We start from the raw sequence: 16,812 nt of genomic DNA on the forward strand, positions 1-16,812 counted from the left end.
CGCACGGCCGCCTTCGAAAGAGAATCAATCCTGGCGCCGTCTCCCCGTGCCAGATTCCTCCGAATCGGGTTGCCCGCCTGCCTTCAAATCCTCGCTGATCTCCTTCAGGACCGCGGAAGCCGAGGCCAGACGCGCGCGATCACGCGGTGACAGCCTGCCGGTGCCTTCAATTCTCAGGCAGTCGATGGCATAGCGCACCAATTCCTCGCACCCCACCAGCGGCACGCCTTCCGTTTCGTGCGTTTCGTCCTTTGGTTTTGCCATGGGCATGGCGCAGTCCTCCCTGTCTCTCAACGCAGGCCGGTGCGCGGCGTTTCGCTCGATCATCCGCCATGCTTAACGGATTGCTAATAGGGCGGCTGTGACGGCGATCTGACAGGGGGGTGGAGCCGGCGCAGAGGAAAGCGTTCGGAATACGTCGTGGCCGCTTGACGGCATTTTCGCCGCAACCTATTGGAACCGGGTGGAACGCCGGGAGCAACGAGGCCTCGTGGCGGAGTGGTTACGCAGAGGACTGCAAATCCTTGCACCCCGGTTCGATTCCGGGCGAGGCCTCCAATGCCCAGGCTCCCGCGCGTCAGCGCCGGAGCCTGAAGTTCCGGTCGAAATGAACCGCGATTCTGACGCGGCAAGCAGATTGGTTGGAACATGAGCGCTGATTTTTCCGAACTTCGCATCAAGATGGTCGATGGTCAGGTTCGCACCACCGACGTGACCAGCGCGCCGTTGCTCGACGCGATGCTTTCCGTGCCGCGCGAGGTTTTCGTCGGCGATCGCCAGCGCGATCTGGCCTATATCGACGAGGACATCCGCATCGCCGGCAGCGCTGATGGCTCGCGATACCTGATGGAAGCTTCGCCGCTGGCCAAGCTGATGCAACTGGCCGAGATCAGCGTGGCCGATTCGGCGCTCGATGTCGGCTGCGGCACCGGCTACGCCTCGGCGATCCTGTCGCGCCTGGCGAGATTCGTCGTGGCGCTCGAAAGCGATTCGGCCTTGGCGCAAACCGCCGCGTCGACCCTGTCCAGCCTGGGCTGCGGCAATGTGACCGTGGTTCAGGGCGCACTGGCGCAAGGCCATGCGGCGAAGGCACCTTACGATGTCATCTTCATCGGCGGCAGTGTCGGCAAAGTGCCTGCGTCGCTGCTCGACCAACTCGCCGAAGGCGGACGCCTGGTCGCGGTCGAAGGACAGGGCAATTCCGGCGTGGCGCGGCTTTTTTTCAAGGCTGGGGGGGTTGTAACCGGGAGAAGGGCATTTAATGCGGCAATTAAGCCACTACCCGGCTTCGAACGTGAGCATGCTTTCGAATTCTGAATGATTTGGCCTTGCAGCAAAGGCTTTGTCATGGTCGCTTGCATTTGAACGATCGTTGCTGATCCCAGACTGGGGGCACTTTGGGCCGAGCGACAGGGAACATGAAACACGCCACGCCGGCTGCTCCAGAAGGAGAAGCCGGCGCGGCGCGGTTCCCATGGAAAACGAATGAGGGATATACCGTGCCGTCAGTACGCAAATCACTTTTAACCGCCGTCCTTGTTTCGGCGACCGCACTATCCCCACTGGCTGCATCGGCTGAAACCATCACCGGTGCCCTTGCAAAAGCCTATCAGTACAATTCCACACTGAATTCATCGCGTGCCGGCGTGCGTGTGACCGACGAGAGCGTGGCGATTGCCAAATCGGGCTGGCGTCCGACGGTTACCGGATCGGCCAACATCGACTATACGAACACGCGCCGGGCAAATGGTGGCGGCAATTCGAAGCTGACAAGCGGCAGCTACGGCATCCAGATCAACCAGTCGCTGTTCGACGGTTTCCAGACGAGAAACAACGTGGCGGCGGCTGAATCCCAGGTCAAGGCGTCGGTCGAAAGCCTGCGAAACACCGAAGAGAACACCCTGTTCAATGCGGCTACCGCCTATATGGACGTGATTCGCGACCGGCAGATCGCGGTGCTGACCGAACAGAACCTGCAGTTCCTGACCGAGCAGGCACGCGCGGCGCGCTCGCGCTTCGAAGTCGGCGAAGGCACGCGCACCGATGTCGCGCAGGCCGATGCCTCGCGCGCTTCCGCGGTGGCATCGCTGAGCGCGGCTCGCGCGCAGGCGCTGGCAAGTGCTGCGACCTACCACCAGGTCGTCGGTGACGAACCCGGCAAGCTCAAGCCTGCTTCGCCATTGGGCAGGTTGCTGCCGTCGAGCCTTGACGCCGCTATCGCCATCGGCTCGGCCGAACATCCGGCCATCCTTGCCACCCAGCATCTGGTCGACGCCGCGGGGTTCACGGTGAAATCGTCCGAGGGCGCGCTGTTGCCGCAGTTGTCGGCTTCGGCCGGCGTTTCGGAAAACTACCGCAACTCCATCCCCGATGTGACGGGTTCCAACGGCAATTCGACCTCGGCCAATATCGGCGCGACGCTGACCATCCCGATCTATTCCGGCGGCCGGACCTCGGCGATCGTGCGGCAGAACAAGGAGTCGCTCGGGCAAGCGCGTATCCAGGTCGACGTCAGCCGCGACCAGGTCCGCCAGGCTGTCGCCACGGCATGGTCGCAATACACCGCCGCGCAGCAAAGCGTATCCGCCAACAGGCAGGTGATCGAAGCCGCACAATTGGCGCTGAACGGCGTCATCGAGGAGCGCAATGTCGGCCAGCGCACGACGCTCGACGTGCTCAATGCACAGGCCACCGTAATCACGGCCAAGATCAACCAGGCCAATTCCGAACACGACGTGGTCGTGGCGAGCTATGCCATCCTCTCAGCGATCGGCCACCTGTCGGTCGACCGGCTTGCGCTGCAGGTGACGAAGTACAAGCCTGAAGAGCACTACAACGCCGTCAAGGACAAGTGGATCGGCCTGCGCACGCCGGACGGCCGCTAGGCCTTTCGTCGAACGGCGTTTCCGGGTTGAGCGGTTCGATCGGAAACGCCTGACTATCGTTGTCCTTCGATGGGTTGCTGACGGGAACCGTCACACGGCTTTGGCGGAATCGCTCTAATCTGTTGAAATCCCACATGTCCCCAGATTGGGGATTCTCGTGCGGCGATCCGTCGGTTACCCTGTCGTCATGATTCGAATCCGGCTGTTGCCGGAGCGGAAACCTGCAACGGGTCACAAGGGCGGCGGATGTGACGATGGCAACGGCAAGCAGCGCACAGCGCGAACCCTCCATGGAAGAGATACTGGCTTCCATCAGGAGGATCATCGAAGACAGCGACAACGGTCGCAAGCAGCCCGGCGAGGCCGATGAGTTGCAGCAGGATTTGGAGCCCGCGCCGAGTGCTGTTGCGGCCGCCGACATAGACGCGTTCCGTGCCGAACTGCATGCCGTCCCCGAGGTCAGGAAACCGGCCGCTATGGCGGAAGTCCAGGCGCCAGCCGTACAGCCGGCGATCGCACGCACGGAAGCGCCGCCACGTGCCGATCCGGCTGTTGGCAGGTCGCCGACGACACTGGCCGAGGTCGGCGCCCGGGTTGCCGCCGAGCCGGTGCCCAGCCGCGACGCGCCATCGGCTCCCGCGGAGCTTGCGGCGAGTGAAGCCATTATCGCCGATTGGCGTCGCGAGATCGCGGCGGTTGGCGAGCAAGCCAAGGCGATGCCGGACCGGAGTATCCGCAAGCCAGCGGCACGGCCGGAGGTGGCGGCGAGCGAAACGGCGGTGGACCCCGCGACCGAGCGGTCTTCGTCGAGCGATGCTCCGGGCACGGCCCAGGCGCGCGCGGCGGCAAACGAAGCGCATGCGGTGCGTCCCGCGATACTTTCCGAACATACCGGCCGGCAGGTTGCTGCCGCCTTCGGCGAACTATCCGACGCCTTTGCAAGCCGCAGCAAGAAGACATTCGACGAGATGGCCGAAGAAATGCTGCGGCCGATGCTGCAGGACTGGCTCGACAACAATCTGCCGACGCTGGTCGAAAGGCTTGTGCGCGAAGAGATCGAGCGCGTGGCACGCGGGGCACAGTAGCGTCCAGGCTTGCATTCCAGAAGAAACGCCGCCGTCGAGGCGGCGTTTCTCGTTGTGCGAGGTCAGCCGCTGGTCGCCGAACTGGCAAAGGCGATCAAATTGCCGTCGGGGTCGCTGACAATGCGGGAACCCCAGGGCTCGGTTCGCAACGATGCCTTACGGCCGTCCGTTGAAATGAACAGGGCCGCGCCTATCTGCTTGTGATGATCCCGGGCGGCCTCGCGGTTGACTTGGCCAGGACCTTCCGATTTACACCGAGCCAGCAAAATCCCGACAGCGCGGACCGTTTCCCCATGCTTGAAAAGACCTACGACGCCAAGACCGTCGAGCCGAAGATCGCCAAGGTGTGGGAGGAAGCCGACGCGTTTCGCGCCGGCGCCGGGGCGGAGGAGGGGGCCGAGGCCTTCACCATCGTCATTCCGCCGCCCAATGTCACCGGCTCGCTGCATATGGGCCATGCGCTCAACAATACGCTGCAGGACATTCTAGTTCGCTTCGAGCGCATGCGTGGCAAGAACGTCCTGTGGCAGCCCGGCATGGACCATGCCGGCATCGCCACGCAGATGGTGGTCGAGCGCCGGCTGATGGAAAAGCAGATCCATCGCCGCGATCTCACCCGCGAAGAATTCATCGAGAAGGTGTGGGAATGGAAGGCCGAATCAGGTGGGTTGATCTTCAACCAGCTGAAACGTCTCGGCGCCTCCGCCGACTGGTCGCGCGAACGCTTCACCATGGACGAGGGCCTGTCCAAGGCCGTGCTCGAAGTGTTCGTCACGCTCTATAAGGAAGGGCTGATCTACAAGGACAAGCGCCTTGTGAACTGGGACCCGAAACTGTTGACCGCGATCTCCGACCTCGAGGTCGAGCAGCAGGAGGTCAACGGCAATCTCTGGCATTTCCGCTATCCGATCGAAGGCGCGGCCTTCGATCCGGAAAATCCGAAAACCTTCATCATCGTGGCGACGACTCGTCCCGAGACGATGCTGGGCGACACGGCTGTCGCGGTGAATCCCGACGACGAGCGGTTCCAGAATCTCATCGGCAAGAACGTCGTCCTGCCGATCGTCGGGCGCAAGATCCCTGTCGTGGCGGACGAGTATTCCGATCCGGAAAAGGGGTCCGGAGCGGTCAAGATCACGCCGGCGCATGATTTCAACGACTTCGAGGTCGGCAAGCGCCACAAGCTGCCGGCGATCAACATCCTCACCGTCGAAGCCGCCATCAAGCTCAGGGATAATGAGGACTTCCTCGCCGGCCTCGAGGTGACGCCGGAGCGTCAGGCGGTATGGGACGAACTCGACGGCCTCGACCGTTTCGTCGCGCGCAAGAAGATCGTCGAACTGATGGAGGCCGGCGGCTTCCTCGACAAGGTCGAGCCGCATCGCCATGCCGTGCCGCATGGCGACCGCGGCGGCGTGCCGATCGAACCGTTCCTCACCGAACAGTGGTATGCCGATGCGGCCGAGCTCGCCAAGCCGGCGATCGCCTCGGTGCGCGAAGGTCGTACCAACTTCGTCCCGAAAAATTGGGAAAAAACCTATTTCGACTGGATGGAGAACATCCAGCCCTGGTGCATTTCACGCCAGTTGTGGTGGGGACATCAGATTCCGGCCTGGTATGGGCCGGACGGCCGCGTCTTCGTCGAGAAGACCGAGGAAGAGGCGCTGAGTGCGGCGATCGAATATTATTTGGCTCTGGAAGGGCCATGGAAGGCCTGGGTCGAGGACAAGCTCGAGAACTTCAAGCCGGGTGAGATACTGATCCGCGACGAGGATGTGCTCGACACCTGGTTTTCGTCGGCGTTGTGGCCGTTCTCGACGCTTGGCTGGCCGGACCAGACACCGGAACTGAAAACCTACTACCAGACCGACGTGCTGGTCACCGGCTTCGACATCATCTTCTTCTGGGTTGCCCGCATGATGATGATGGGCCTGCACTTCATGGACGAGGAACCGTTCCACACCGTCTATGTCCATGCGCTGGTGCGCGACAAGAACGGCGCCAAGATGTCGAAGTCGAAAGGCAACGTCATCGACCCGCTCGATCTCATCGACGAATATGGCGCCGACGCATTGCGCTTCACCCTGACCGTGATGGCGGCGCAGGGGCGCGACGTGAAGCTCGACCCGGCGCGCATCGCCGGCTACCGCAATTTCGGCACCAAACTGTGGAACGCGACGCGCTTTGCCGAGATGAACGAAGTCGCGCGCAATGACGATTTCTGGCTGAACGACGCCAAGCTGGCGGTCAACCGCTGGATCCTGACCGAGTTGACGCGCGCCGCGCGCGAGATCACCGACGGCATCACCTCGTACCGCTTCAACGAGGCGGCTGGAGCGGCCTACCGCTTCGTCTGGAACCTGTTCTGCGACTGGTATCTGGAACTGCTGAAGCCGGTGTTCATGGGCACGGACGAGGCGGCCAAGGCTGAAAGCCGCGCTTGCGTCGCCTTCGTGCTCGACGAGATTTACAAGCTGCTTCATCCGATGATGCCGTTCATGACCGAAGAGTTGTGGGCGCAAACGGCGGGCGAAGGCAGGGAACGGGCCTCGCTGCTGTGCCATGCCGCATGGCCGTCGCCGGATTTCGAGGACGCGGAAGCAGCCGCCGACATCAACTGGCTGGTCGATCTCGTCTCCGGCATCCGCTCGGTGCGCTCTGAGATGAACGTGCCGCCGGCGGCCATTGCGCCGCTCGTGGTGGTCGGCGCCAACGACGTGACGCGCGAACGACTGGTTCGCGAGGAGTCCGCGATCAAGCGGCTGGCGCGCGTCGGCGACATCTCGCTCGCCGATGCGGCACCCAAGGGGTCGGCGCAGATCGTGCTCAACGAGGCGACGATCTGCCTGCCGCTTGGCAGCCTGATCGACCTCACGGCGGAGGCCGTGCGGCTGCAAAAGGAACTGGTCAAGGTGACCGAGGAAATCGCGCGCCTGCACAAGAAGCTGTCGAATGAGAAATTCGTCGCCAGCGCGCCGGCCGAGATCGTCGAAGGCGAACGGGAAAAGCTCGCGGAATATCGCGACGCGCAGGACAAGCTTTCGGTGGCGCTGACCAGGGTTCGTGACGCCGGCTGAAGGGCAGATTCGGGAGATTTTAGCGCCCTCTAAAATGGGCGGTCTCGTGCCTCGAAAACCGGCATTCCGTTGCGTTAATGTTGACGTAAACGGAAGTTTTTGCCCCATTGTTGCCATAATGTAACAATGGGGCCGCAGACCGCTTAAATCGGCCTTTTTTGAGCCTTTCCGGTCGCTTTTTCCCTCTTTTGGAGCGGTGAACCTCACCAAAGACCGTTTTTTGGCGTCGCGGCGTCCGCCTGCATTTTGCCCGAAATGCGTTGGGCGAACATGTACATGTACGCCCAACGTATTCGTTATTGCACCGTTAACGTGAATTGGTTCTAGCTTGATCCAATAGTTATTCGGGGAGGATGTCCATGAACAATTTGCGTCTGAAAGCACTGCTGGGGGCAGGGTGCTTTTCGTTGGCTTTGATGGGTTCGGCGATGAACCCGGCGCATGCCGGCGGCATTGAGCGCGGTGGCTACGACATCGATTTGCTTTTCGATCCTGCGCCGTTCGCCACGGAAGCGGAAGCGACTTATGTGATGCCGCAACGCAAGCTTAAGAATGCGGTGGATACAGATCCAAGTGACGGAAACGTCACGTTCTTGGGCAGCACGGCGAATGACAGCGAGAACTATTGGGTGCCGCGCATCGGCGTCAAGGCGCAGGTCGTCCAGGGCGTCGATTGTATGTTCGACTATTCGCAGCCCTGGGGTGCACACACCAATCCGGGTCTTTGGGCCGGTGCCGAGTCCAATATGGAAACCGACATCAAGAGCAACAATTATGCCGGCACCTGCTCCTACAAGATGGACGCCGGCAAAGGTCAGGTCCGCTTCATCGGGGGCGTCTACTATCAGGAAGTCTATGGCTTCAAGGAAGACCTGGTGTCGCCGCTGGTGCCGGGCTTCCAGGGCACCGGCCGAGTCGATCTCAAAGGCACCGGGTGGGGCTGGCGCGCTGGCTTGGCCTATGAAATCCCTGAGATCGCGCTGCGCGCTAGCCTCGTCTACAATTCGCGGGTCAAGCTCGACAACATCACGGGCACGCTGGATTTGACGCATGTCGGCAGTGTCGTGCTGCCGATCTACGGCGCGACCGAGTACATGCCGGACACGGTGGAATTGAAGTTGCAGTCAGGCATAGCGCCCGGCTGGCTTGCCTTTGGTTCGCTCAAGTGGGTCAACTGGAGCCTACTGCAGAGTGTTCCGATTTGCGTGCAAGGTACTCCCGCCGCGGCATGCGTTACAGGTGATGCTCTGCATTCAGGTCAGATCACGTCGCTGGATCTGATGTATCGTGACGGCTGGACGGTTACGGGCGGCATCGGTCATAAATTCAACGATGAGTGGAGTGCGGCTGGGCAGCTTTCCTGGGATCGCGGCACCTCGCATGGCTTTGGGTCGCAAACCGACACCTGGACGCTGGGCGGCGGCGTCGCCTACACGCCCAAGCCCAACATCGAGGTTCGTCTGGCTGGTGCGATCGGCGTCCTGACCAGCGGCCATTCGGGTACAGTGGCAGGTGAGAACGGCTACGTCGCCGGTAAAGAGGTCAGCTATGACTTCGGCAACGACCTAGTCACCGCGATTTCGGGCGGTCTCAAGATCAAGTTCTAAGCCTCTGAAAATGGTAGTAAAAGGCCGGGCGATGCTCGGCCTTTTTCGTTTGAGCCTGGGTTGCCGTCAAGTCTGTTATGCAAGCGGCGTTGCATATAAGCCGCACTCTCGGCCGCCTCGCGCAATTGTGACGTTTCAGCAACACTTTCTGAACAACCCCTCCGCTAAGGGGCAGGCCGAGGAAATTGCCCATTTCCCGCCATAAACCCGGCGCACCTCGATCTTGTCCCGGGACATGCCCCAAAAGGCTCGGCGATGGGACAGGCCGCACCGCCCGCGGCAAGGATGAGAATGGACGCCAAGGTCATTTCAAAGGCTAAGCTCCCTAGCCGCCATGTGACTGTCGGTCCGGCGCGTGCGCCGCACCGGTCCTATCTCTATGCCATGGGCCTGTCGGCGGCCGAGATCGCGCAGCCGCTGGTCGGCGTCGCGTCCTGCTGGAACGAAGCAGCACCCTGCAACATCTCGCTGATGCGCCAGGCGCAGGTGGTCAAGAAGGGGGTCGCAGCCGCCAACGGCACGCCGCGCGAGTTCTGCACCATCACCGTCACCGACGGCATCGCCATGGGCCACCAGGGCATGAAGTCGTCCCTGGTGTCGCGCGAGGTCATCGCCGATTCGGTCGAGCTCACGATGCGCGGCCATTGCTACGATGCGCTGGTCGGCCTCGCCGGCTGCGACAAGTCGCTGCCCGGCATGATGATGGCCATGGTGCGGCTCAACGTGCCGTCGATCTTCATCTATGGCGGTTCGATCCTGCCCGGCAGCTATCGCGGCCGCCAGATCACCGTGCAGGATGTGTTCGAGGCGGTCGGCCAGCACTCGGTCGGCACGATCGACGATGCCGAGCTGCTTGAAATCGAGCAGGCCGCCTGTCCGTCGGCCGGTTCCTGCGGCGCCCAGTTCACCGCCAACACCATGGCCACCGTCGCGGAGGCAATTGGCCTCGCGCTGCCCTATTCCTGCGGCGCACCGGCGCCCTACGAAATGCGCGACCGTTTCAATTTCGCCTCGGGCGAAAAGATCATGGAGCTGATCGCGAAAAACATCCGCCCGCGCGACATCGTCACGCTGAAGGCGCTGGAAAACGCGGCGACCGTGGTTTCGGCCACCGGCGGCTCGACCAATGCGGCACTGCATCTGCCGGCGATCGCGCATGAGGCGGGGATCAAGTTCGACCTGTTCGACGTGGCGAAAATCTTCGAGAAGACGCCCTACATCGCCGACCTCAAGCCAGGCGGCAAATATGTCGCCAAGGACATGTTCGAGGCAGGCGGCATCCCGCTGCTGATGAAAACGCTGCTCGACCACGGCTATCTGCATGGCGATTGCCTGACGGTCACTGGCCGTACTTTGGCCGAAAATATGGAGCATGTTGCCTGGAATGAACACCAGGATGTGGTCCGCCCGGCCAACAGACCAATTACCCAAACCGGCGGTGTCGTGGGGTTGAAGGGAAACCTTGCCCCCGAAGGCGCGATCGTGAAGGTCGCGGGCATGGCGGAGTTGAAATTCTCCGGCCCGGCGCACTGCTTCGATTCGGAAGAGGAATGTTTTGAGGCGGTGACGAACCGCGCCTATCAGGAAGGCGAGGTTCTGGTCATCCGCTATGAAGGACCGCGCGGCGGCCCGGGCATGCGCGAGATGCTGTCGACGACGGCGGCACTCTACGGCCAGGGCATGGGCGGGAAGGTGGCGCTGATCACCGATGGCCGCTTCTCGGGCGCGACACGCGGCTTCTGCATCGGCCATGTCGGGCCGGAAGCGGCGGTAGGCGGCCCGATCGGTCTCATCAGGGATGGCGACGTGATCACGATCGACGCGGTGAACGGCACGATCGAGGTGGCGCTGTCCGAGAGCGAGCTGGCGGCGCGAGCGAAGACTTGGAAGGCGCGCACGACCGACTATCAGTCTGGCGCGATATGGAAATACGCACAGACGGTAGGGTCCGCCAGGGATGGCGCGGTCACCCATCCGGGCGGTGCGAAAGAAACACACTGCTATGCGGATATCTGAGTTGTTGAAGTCAACACCAGAGTTGTTGAAGTCATCCGTCCTTTCGGCACTGGTCGCGGTTGCGATCTTTGGCGCCGTGGGCCAGGCCATGGCCTTCGACGACAAGGTGTTCGACGACAAGACCGGCGTGAAGCCGCAGTCGAGCCCCTGGGCGGTGTTCCAGTTCGGTTTCTCCGCCTACAAGAGTGGCCACAAGGAGCAGGCCGCCGAGGCCTATAAATACGCCGCCGAAAACGGCCAGATCGGCGCCACCTGGAAGCTTGCCCGCATGTATGCCGAAGGCGACGGCGTGGCCCGCGACGACTATGAGGCGTTCAAGTTCTTCTCGGAGATCGTCGACCAGGACGTCGAGCCCGGCTCTCCGGAAGAAAGCTACGTCTCCGACGCTCTGGTGGCGCTCGGCGACTATCTGCGCACGGGCATTCCAGGCAGCCCGGTCACCGAGAACGAGGTGGCGGCGCAGGAATACTACATGCGCGCCGCCGCCAACTACCGCAATCCGAACGCCCAGTTCGAGATGGGCCAGATGTTTCTGAAGGGCGAGGGCGGCGTGAAGGCCAGCGTCAAGCAGGCCGGGCGCTGGTTCCAGCTCGCCGCCGAGAAGGGCCATGCCGGCGCACAGGCGACGCTTGGCCACCTGTTGTTCCAGAGCGGCAAGATCGTGCGCGGCCTGGCGATGATGACCGCGGCCCTCGAGCGTGCGTCGCCGGCCGATCAGCCCTGGATCCGCGGCATGCAGGAAGAGGCGTTCGCCGCGGCCGGCGAAGCCGACCGCCGCACCGCGATCTCGCTGGCGGACGATATCCTGACCAAGGGCAACAACACCGATCAGTAGGCTCTTTCTCCCGTCACCATGCGACGAGCGGAGGAGCGTTCCGTGTAGTGGACAAAAAGCCAACTGCTTGGCTTTTCGAGCGACAAACGCCAGCAAGGCACTGAGGGCAGCGTCGGCCTATCAAGGCTCGTCTCTACCTGAAGGCGAGGCAATCCAGAAGAAAATCAGTTTTCGGTCGGTTCCGTCGGCACCATGCTTGGCTCGGGTGTCGAGATCGGCGTGACGTGCACCCGCGGCGCCATGGTGTTTGAGGGGCAGCTATCGCCAACCTTGGTCCAGGATGTGTTGTTCAGCACCATGTCGCAGCGAGCCAAATGACTCTGATCGGCGACCGTCAGGCAGGCGACCTGGCCGACCGGATAGGATTTTCCATTGGCAAGACATTCCTGCGCGGCGAAGGTCGGCACGATCGCGACCGTGGCGAATGCCAAGCCGATCGGACAAAGAGCAAATCGAATGGTCATGGGAACCCCGGCCGCCATGATGATCTCCCATCATGCGTCGGAATGTGGCGATATGAGGTCCTCCGGTATCGGCGTGCCCGGCACCAGCCCGCAGCGGTAGGCTCCAGGTCAGGCCGGCAGCAAGGCGAGGTCGATGGCAACCGGGACGTGATCGGACGGTTTTTCCCAGGCGCGCACATGCTTTTCGATCGAAGCCGATGAGAACCTGTTCGCGGCTTCCGGCGACAACAGCAGATGGTCGATGCGGATGCCGTTATTCTTCTGCCAGGCGCCGGCCTGATAGTCCCAGAAGGTGTAGGTGTCCGAGGCATCGGTGACCGCGCGCACCGCCTCGGTGAAGCCGAGGTTCAAAAGCCGCCGGAAGGCTTGCCGCGTCTGCGGCTGGAACAGCGCGTCGCCCGCCCAGTTCTCGGGAAATCGCGCGTCGACCGGCTCGGGGATGACGTTGTAGTCCCCGGCCAGCACCAGCGCCTCTTCCAGCCTCAGGCGCTCCTGCGCCCAGCGCTCCAGCCGCGCCATCCAGGACAGCTTATAGGGAAACTTCTTCTCGTCATCGATCGGGTTGCCGTTCGGCAGATAGAGCGAGGCGACGCGAAGCGCCCCCTTGTCGGTCGAGAACACGCCTTCGATGAAACGCGCCTGTTCGTCGGCATCGTCGCCCGGCAGGCCTTTGATAACCTCGTCGAAGCGCAGCTTCGACAGCAGCGCGACACCGTTGAAGCCCTTCTGGCCGTGGATTTCGACATTGTAGCCAAGCGCCTCGATCTCGGCGCGCGGGAACTGTTCGTCGACCGTCTTGATCTCCTGCAGGCAGACGATGTCGGGCGCGCTTTCGGTCAGCCAATGGGTCAGGTTGCCGATGCGGGCGCGCACGCCATTGATGTTCCAGGTGACGATTTTCATGACGGTCTCATTGTTCCTGCGGCGGAAGGCGTTCGACGAGTCCGATCGTATTGCCTGCCGGGTCCTTTATAAAGGCCATCCATTCGCTTTCCCCCGCCGGACCGAACTGCCCCTCGGTGTCGCAATGGACCAGCGTCGGCGGCGCGGTGAATGGAATGCCGGCTGCCCTTGCCTCGGCGTGGAAGGCTTCGAGGCCAACACTATCGAGATAGATGGTGCCGGCCGGGATGCCGTCGGTGAACAACAGCCTGACATCGCCGGCCATGATGAAGGCGATGCCGGGCGGATCGTAGCGGGCATGAACGCTCATGCCGAGGACATCGCGCCAAAAGGCCAACGTCGCGTCGAGGTCGCGACCGGCGGAGAGCGCAACCTGACGAACCGCGCCGGTTGCGGGCATCTCGGTCCTAGATGGAGAAGCTGGTGCCGCAGCCGCAGGAGGCGACCGCATTCGGGTTCCTGATCTGGAACGACTGGCCCATCAAATCGTCGACGAAGTCGATGACCGAACCGCCCATATAGACCAGGGACAGATCGTCGATCAGCACCGTGGCGCCATCCTTTTCGACGGCGACGTCGTTGTCGTTGCGTGTGTCGACCAGGTCGAACTTGTAGGAAAAGCCGGAGCAGCCGCCGCCTTCGACGGAAACGCGCAGCGCTGTCTTGCCGGCTTCGGCCGAAACAATCCTGGCGATCCGCTTGGCGGCAGCCTCGGTCATCTCGACTTTCATGGCGGTCTTGGCATCCGCGCCCATAGGCGTCACCTTGCTTTCGGTTTCACATGATAGGTATGAAGCGCGACGGGGCAAGTCAACTGCGGCAGCATCAGCCATGACAAATGAGCTTGGCGACATTGGATTCGGCTATCGGCCGCGCGCGGCCTATGCCACGGATCCGGCGCGCTCGCGCGGCCGGCTGTTCGACGAGGTGGAAAGTCCGACCCGCACGCCATTCCAGCGCGACCGTGACCGGATCATCCATTCGACGGCGTTTCGGCGGCTGAAGCACAAGACGCAAGTCTTCATCGCCCATGAAGGCGACCACTACCGCACAAGGCTGACCCATTCGATCGAAGTGGCGCAGATCGCGCGTGCGCTGGCGCGGGCGCTGCGTGGCGACGAGGATCTCGCCGAGGCGGTGGCGCTGGTGCATGATTTTGGCCACACGCCCTTTGGCCACACAGGCGAGGACGCGCTGAACGAAAAGATGGCGGCTTGGGGCGGCTTCGACCACAACGCACAATCGCTGCGCATCGTGACCAGGCTGGAGGCTCGCTACGCCGAATTCGATGGGCTCAATCTGAGCTGGGAAACGCTGGAAGGCCTGGTCAAGCACAATGGTCCGCTCACCGACAGCAGCGGCCAAGGCCTGAAAGGGCCGGTACCGCAGGCGATCCGCGACTACTCGCAATTGCAGGATCTCGAACTTGACCGGTTCGCCGGCATCGAGGCGCAGTGCGCGGCGATTGCCGACGACATCGCCTACAACACGCATGATATCGACGATGGGCTGCGGTCAGGGCTGTTGACGCTGGACATGCTGAAGGGCGTTTCGCTGCCCGGAACGATCCTGACGAGTGTGCGTGAGCGCTATGCCAGGCTTGATGACGTGCGCACCGGTCACGAATTGATGCGGCGGCAGATCACGGCCATGGTCGAGGATGTGATCAAGTCGACGACCGCCAATCTGGAGCGGATCAGGCCGCCGAGCGCCGACGCGGTGAGGGCGGCGGGGGAGACGATGGTGACCTTTTCGGCCGAGATGGCGGAAGCCGAGAAGGAACTGAAGGCCTTCCTCTACAAGCACCTCTACCGGCACGAGGAGGTCATGCGGGTGCGCGCGGACGCCGAGCAGATCGTCAGGGACCTGTTCGATGTCTATTTCGCCGATCCGCGCGCCATGCCGGACGGCTGGCGCGAAGGGCTGGACCGCGCGCAGGATCGCATCAAGGCGCGCAGCGTCGCCGATTTCCTGGCCGGCATGACCGACACCTACGCGCTCAAGGAACACAGGCGTTTGTTTGACCGCACCCCGGATTTGAGCTAGGGCGGGCTCGATTTGCCGGCCAAAGGGCCGGATTCGTCACAAAGCCGCCAGAGCATACACCATGAACATCTTCGCCGATTTCACCGCGCGAGTCGTAAAAGCTGTCGAAGCGCTTGACCTGAAAGACAAGGACGGCGTTTCGCCTGATCTATCGCGCATCGCGGTCGAGCCGCCGCGCGACGCCACACACGGCGATCTCGCGACCAATGCGGCAATGGTGCTGGCCAAGCCGACCGGACAAAACCCGCGCGCGCTGGCCGAGAAACTGGCGGAAGCGCTACGGGCCGACAGGGACGTCGCCGCCGCCGAGGTCGCCGGTCCGGGTTTCGTCAATCTGCGGCTCAAGGACGGTTTCTGGCAGGCGCATCTGTCGGCGCTTCTGGGCGAGGGGCGCAATTATGGCCGTTCGACGATCGGCGCCGGCCACAAAACCAACGTCGAATATGTCTCGGCCAACCCGACCGGGCCGATGCATGTCGGCCATTGCCGGGGTGCCGTCGTCGGTGATGCGCTCGCCAACCTGATGGCGTTCGCCGGCTATGACGTGACCAAGGAATATGTCATCAACGACGCCGGTGGGCAGATCGACGTGCTCGGCCGCTCGGTCATACTGCGCTACCGCGAGGCGCTCGGTGACGATATCGGCGAGATACCACCAGGGCTTTATCCGGGCGACTATCTCGTCCCTCTTGGCCAGGCGCTAGCCAAGGAATTTGGCCGGGGCCTGCTGCAGATGCCGGACGAGGAGGCGCTGGCCATCGTCAAGGATCGCGCCATCGATGCGATGATGGCGATGATCCGCGAGGACCTTGCGCTGCTCAACGTCCACCACGACGTGTTTTTCTCCGAACGCACGCTGCATGCGGACAATGCCCGGAAGATCCGCTCTGCGATCAACGACCTGACGCTGAAGGGCCATATCTACAAGGGCAAGCTGCCGCCGCCCAAGGGCGAGAAGCCGGACGACTGGGAAGACCGCGAACAGACGCTGTTCCGCTCGACCGCCGTCGGCGACGACATGGACCGGGCGCTGGTCAAGTCCGATGGCTCGTTCACCTATTTCGCCGCCGATGTGGCGTATCTGAAGGACAAGGTCGATCGCGGCTTCGTCGACCTGATCTATGTTCTCGGTGCCGACCATGGCGGCTACGTCAAGCGCCTGGAAGCCTTGGCGCGCGCGATTGCCGGCGACGACGTCAAGCTCACCGTCCTCCTGTGCAATCTGGTCAAGCTGTTTCGCGATGGCGAGCCGGTGCGTATGTCGAAGCGGTCTGGCGACTTCGTGACGCTGCGCGAGGTGGTGGAGGAAGTTGGACGCGATCCGATCCGCTTCATGATGCTCTATCGCAAGAACGACGCCCCGCTCGATTTCGACTTCGCCAAGGTGACCGAGCAGTCCAAGGACAATCCGGTGTTCTACGTGCAGTATGCCTCGGCGCGCTGCCATTCGGTGTTCCGGCAGGCGAGCGAACAGTTGGGGGAGGCGAATTTCGATCGCAACGGCCTGGCGGCCGCGGCAACGTCGCTGACCGACGAAGGTGAAATCGGCCTGATCCGAAAACTCGCTGAATATCCGCGTCTGATCGAGTCCGCCGCTCTTGCGCTCGAGCCGCATCGGCTGGCATTTTATCTCTATGATCTGGCTTCCAGTTTCCATGGACACTGGAACCGTGGCACGGATAATCCGGACTTACGTTTTGTTAAGGTTAACGACCGACAATTGACGCATGCCAGACTAGGGCTGGTGCAGGCTGTTTCGGATGTTCTGACGTCCGGCCTGACGTTGATCGGAGCCGCCGCGCCCACCGAAATGCGTTAGGTTTGACTAAAAAACCTGTCACCTTTTGCCCACATTGCGCTGGTAAGGGCCAACCCTGCGCGACGTCCAAGGCGT

Annotated in this window: 14 protein-coding genes and 1 tRNA gene; 10 read left to right on the forward strand and 5 right to left on the reverse strand. The window is 62.4% G+C overall.

Features of this window, described 5'->3' with window-relative positions; genetic code table 11:
- Positions 1 to 24 precede the first annotated feature (24 nt).
- Positions 25 to 327: a hypothetical protein gene (locus tag O7B34_RS10895; protein ID WP_337146088.1), complete on the reverse strand. Its 303-nt coding sequence runs from the start codon at positions 325 to 327 to the stop codon at positions 25 to 27.
- Positions 328 to 484: 157 nt separating this feature from the next.
- Here O7B34_RS10895 and O7B34_RS10900 point away from each other — a divergent pair.
- From O7B34_RS10900 to O7B34_RS10935, 8 genes are all read left to right on the forward strand, one after another.
- Positions 485 to 558, forward strand: a tRNA-Cys gene (locus O7B34_RS10900).
- Between the two features lie 90 nt (positions 559 to 648).
- The gene (locus O7B34_RS10905; protein ID WP_337146089.1) at positions 649 to 1,317 is read left to right on the forward strand and encodes a protein-L-isoaspartate O-methyltransferase family protein; all 669 of its coding nucleotides are present in this window, start codon (positions 649 to 651) and stop codon (positions 1,315 to 1,317) included.
- Positions 1,318 to 1,499: 182 nt separating this feature from the next.
- Positions 1,500 to 2,885 carry a TolC family outer membrane protein gene (locus O7B34_RS10910; RefSeq protein WP_337146090.1) on the forward strand — a complete coding sequence of 462 codons (1,386 nt, stop codon included), beginning with the start codon at positions 1,500 to 1,502 and terminating at the stop codon, positions 2,883 to 2,885.
- A gap of 254 nt (positions 2,886 to 3,139) precedes the next feature.
- A complete protein-coding gene (locus O7B34_RS10915; RefSeq protein WP_337146091.1) occupies positions 3,140 to 3,970 on the forward strand; it encodes a PopZ family protein in 831 nt (276 codons plus the stop codon).
- A 293-nt stretch (positions 3,971 to 4,263) separates the two neighbouring features.
- Complete coding sequence (locus O7B34_RS10920; RefSeq protein ID WP_337146092.1) at positions 4,264 to 7,047, forward strand: valine--tRNA ligase; 2,784 nt, start codon at positions 4,264 to 4,266, stop codon at positions 7,045 to 7,047.
- A 359-nt stretch (positions 7,048 to 7,406) separates the two neighbouring features.
- Positions 7,407 to 8,654 carry an OmpP1/FadL family transporter gene (locus O7B34_RS10925; protein ID WP_337146093.1) on the forward strand — a complete coding sequence of 416 codons (1,248 nt, stop codon included), beginning with the start codon at positions 7,407 to 7,409 and terminating at the stop codon, positions 8,652 to 8,654.
- A 291-nt stretch (positions 8,655 to 8,945) separates the two neighbouring features.
- On the forward strand, positions 8,946 to 10,670 hold the full coding sequence (ilvD, locus tag O7B34_RS10930; protein WP_027146787.1) for a dihydroxy-acid dehydratase: 1,725 nt from the start codon (positions 8,946 to 8,948) through the stop codon (positions 10,668 to 10,670).
- Positions 10,657 to 11,505 carry a tetratricopeptide repeat protein gene (locus tag O7B34_RS10935; protein WP_337146094.1) on the forward strand — a complete coding sequence of 283 codons (849 nt, stop codon included), beginning with the start codon at positions 10,657 to 10,659 and terminating at the stop codon, positions 11,503 to 11,505. The genes ilvD and O7B34_RS10935 overlap by 14 nt, the downstream gene beginning before the upstream one ends.
- Positions 11,506 to 11,669: 164 nt before the next feature.
- On the opposite strand, the gene O7B34_RS10940 is transcribed toward O7B34_RS10935, so the two are convergent.
- From O7B34_RS10940 to erpA, 4 genes are all read right to left on the reverse strand, one after another.
- Positions 11,670 to 11,987 (reverse strand): hypothetical protein, encoded by a 318-nt coding sequence (locus O7B34_RS10940; protein WP_337146095.1) that lies wholly within the window; start codon positions 11,985 to 11,987, stop codon positions 11,670 to 11,672.
- 90 nt (positions 11,988 to 12,077) lie between these two features.
- Positions 12,078 to 12,872, reverse strand: a complete 795-nt coding sequence (gene xth, locus O7B34_RS10945; RefSeq protein WP_337146096.1) for an exodeoxyribonuclease III — start codon at positions 12,870 to 12,872, stop codon at positions 12,078 to 12,080.
- A 7-nt stretch (positions 12,873 to 12,879) separates the two neighbouring features.
- Entirely contained in the window at positions 12,880 to 13,272 is a 393-nt protein-coding gene (locus tag O7B34_RS10950) for a VOC family protein (protein WP_337146097.1), read from the reverse strand.
- A gap of 7 nt (positions 13,273 to 13,279) precedes the next feature.
- The gene (gene erpA / locus O7B34_RS10955; RefSeq protein ID WP_337146098.1) at positions 13,280 to 13,627 is read right to left on the reverse strand and encodes an iron-sulfur cluster insertion protein ErpA; all 348 of its coding nucleotides are present in this window, start codon (positions 13,625 to 13,627) and stop codon (positions 13,280 to 13,282) included.
- A gap of 76 nt (positions 13,628 to 13,703) precedes the next feature.
- Between erpA and O7B34_RS10960 the strand changes: the two genes are divergently transcribed.
- Together O7B34_RS10960 and argS are read left to right on the forward strand one after the other, a co-directional pair.
- Positions 13,704 to 14,918: a deoxyguanosinetriphosphate triphosphohydrolase gene (locus O7B34_RS10960; protein WP_337146099.1), complete on the forward strand. Its 1,215-nt coding sequence runs from the start codon at positions 13,704 to 13,706 to the stop codon at positions 14,916 to 14,918.
- A gap of 61 nt (positions 14,919 to 14,979) precedes the next feature.
- The gene (gene argS, locus O7B34_RS10965; RefSeq protein ID WP_027146794.1) at positions 14,980 to 16,737 is read left to right on the forward strand and encodes an arginine--tRNA ligase; all 1,758 of its coding nucleotides are present in this window, start codon (positions 14,980 to 14,982) and stop codon (positions 16,735 to 16,737) included.
- Positions 16,738 to 16,812 lie beyond the last annotated feature (75 nt).

The sequence above is a fragment of the Mesorhizobium sp. Cs1299R1N3 genome, from assembly GCF_037179625.1.
Lineage (GTDB): Bacteria > Pseudomonadota > Alphaproteobacteria > Rhizobiales > Rhizobiaceae > Mesorhizobium > Mesorhizobium salmacidum.

Bases quoted from the DNA above. Each gene is read 5' to 3' on its own strand.
- O7B34_RS10895 (WP_337146088.1), bottom strand. From the start codon at position 327: ATGATCGAGCGAAACGCCGCGCACCGGCCTGCGTTGAGAGACAGGGAG.
- O7B34_RS10905 (WP_337146089.1), top strand. From the start codon at position 649: ATGAGCGCTGATTTTTCCGAACTTCGCATCAAGATGGTCGATGGTCAG.
- O7B34_RS10915 (WP_337146091.1), top strand. From the start codon at position 3,140: ATGGCAACGGCAAGCAGCGCACAGCGCGAACCCTCCATGGAAGAGATA.
- O7B34_RS10920 (WP_337146092.1), top strand. From the start codon at position 4,264: ATGCTTGAAAAGACCTACGACGCCAAGACCGTCGAGCCGAAGATCGCC.
- O7B34_RS10925 (WP_337146093.1), top strand. From the start codon at position 7,407: ATGAACAATTTGCGTCTGAAAGCACTGCTGGGGGCAGGGTGCTTTTCG.
- ilvD (WP_027146787.1), top strand. From the start codon at position 8,946: ATGGACGCCAAGGTCATTTCAAAGGCTAAGCTCCCTAGCCGCCATGTG.
- O7B34_RS10935 (WP_337146094.1), top strand. From the start codon at position 10,657: ATGCGGATATCTGAGTTGTTGAAGTCAACACCAGAGTTGTTGAAGTCA.
- O7B34_RS10940 (WP_337146095.1), bottom strand. From the start codon at position 11,987: ATGGCGGCCGGGGTTCCCATGACCATTCGATTTGCTCTTTGTCCGATC.
- xth (WP_337146096.1), bottom strand. From the start codon at position 12,872: ATGAAAATCGTCACCTGGAACATCAATGGCGTGCGCGCCCGCATCGGC.
- O7B34_RS10950 (WP_337146097.1), bottom strand. From the start codon at position 13,272: ATGCCCGCAACCGGCGCGGTTCGTCAGGTTGCGCTCTCCGCCGGTCGC.
- erpA (WP_337146098.1), bottom strand. From the start codon at position 13,627: ATGGGCGCGGATGCCAAGACCGCCATGAAAGTCGAGATGACCGAGGCT.
- O7B34_RS10960 (WP_337146099.1), top strand. From the start codon at position 13,704: ATGACAAATGAGCTTGGCGACATTGGATTCGGCTATCGGCCGCGCGCG.
- argS (WP_027146794.1), top strand. From the start codon at position 14,980: ATGAACATCTTCGCCGATTTCACCGCGCGAGTCGTAAAAGCTGTCGAA.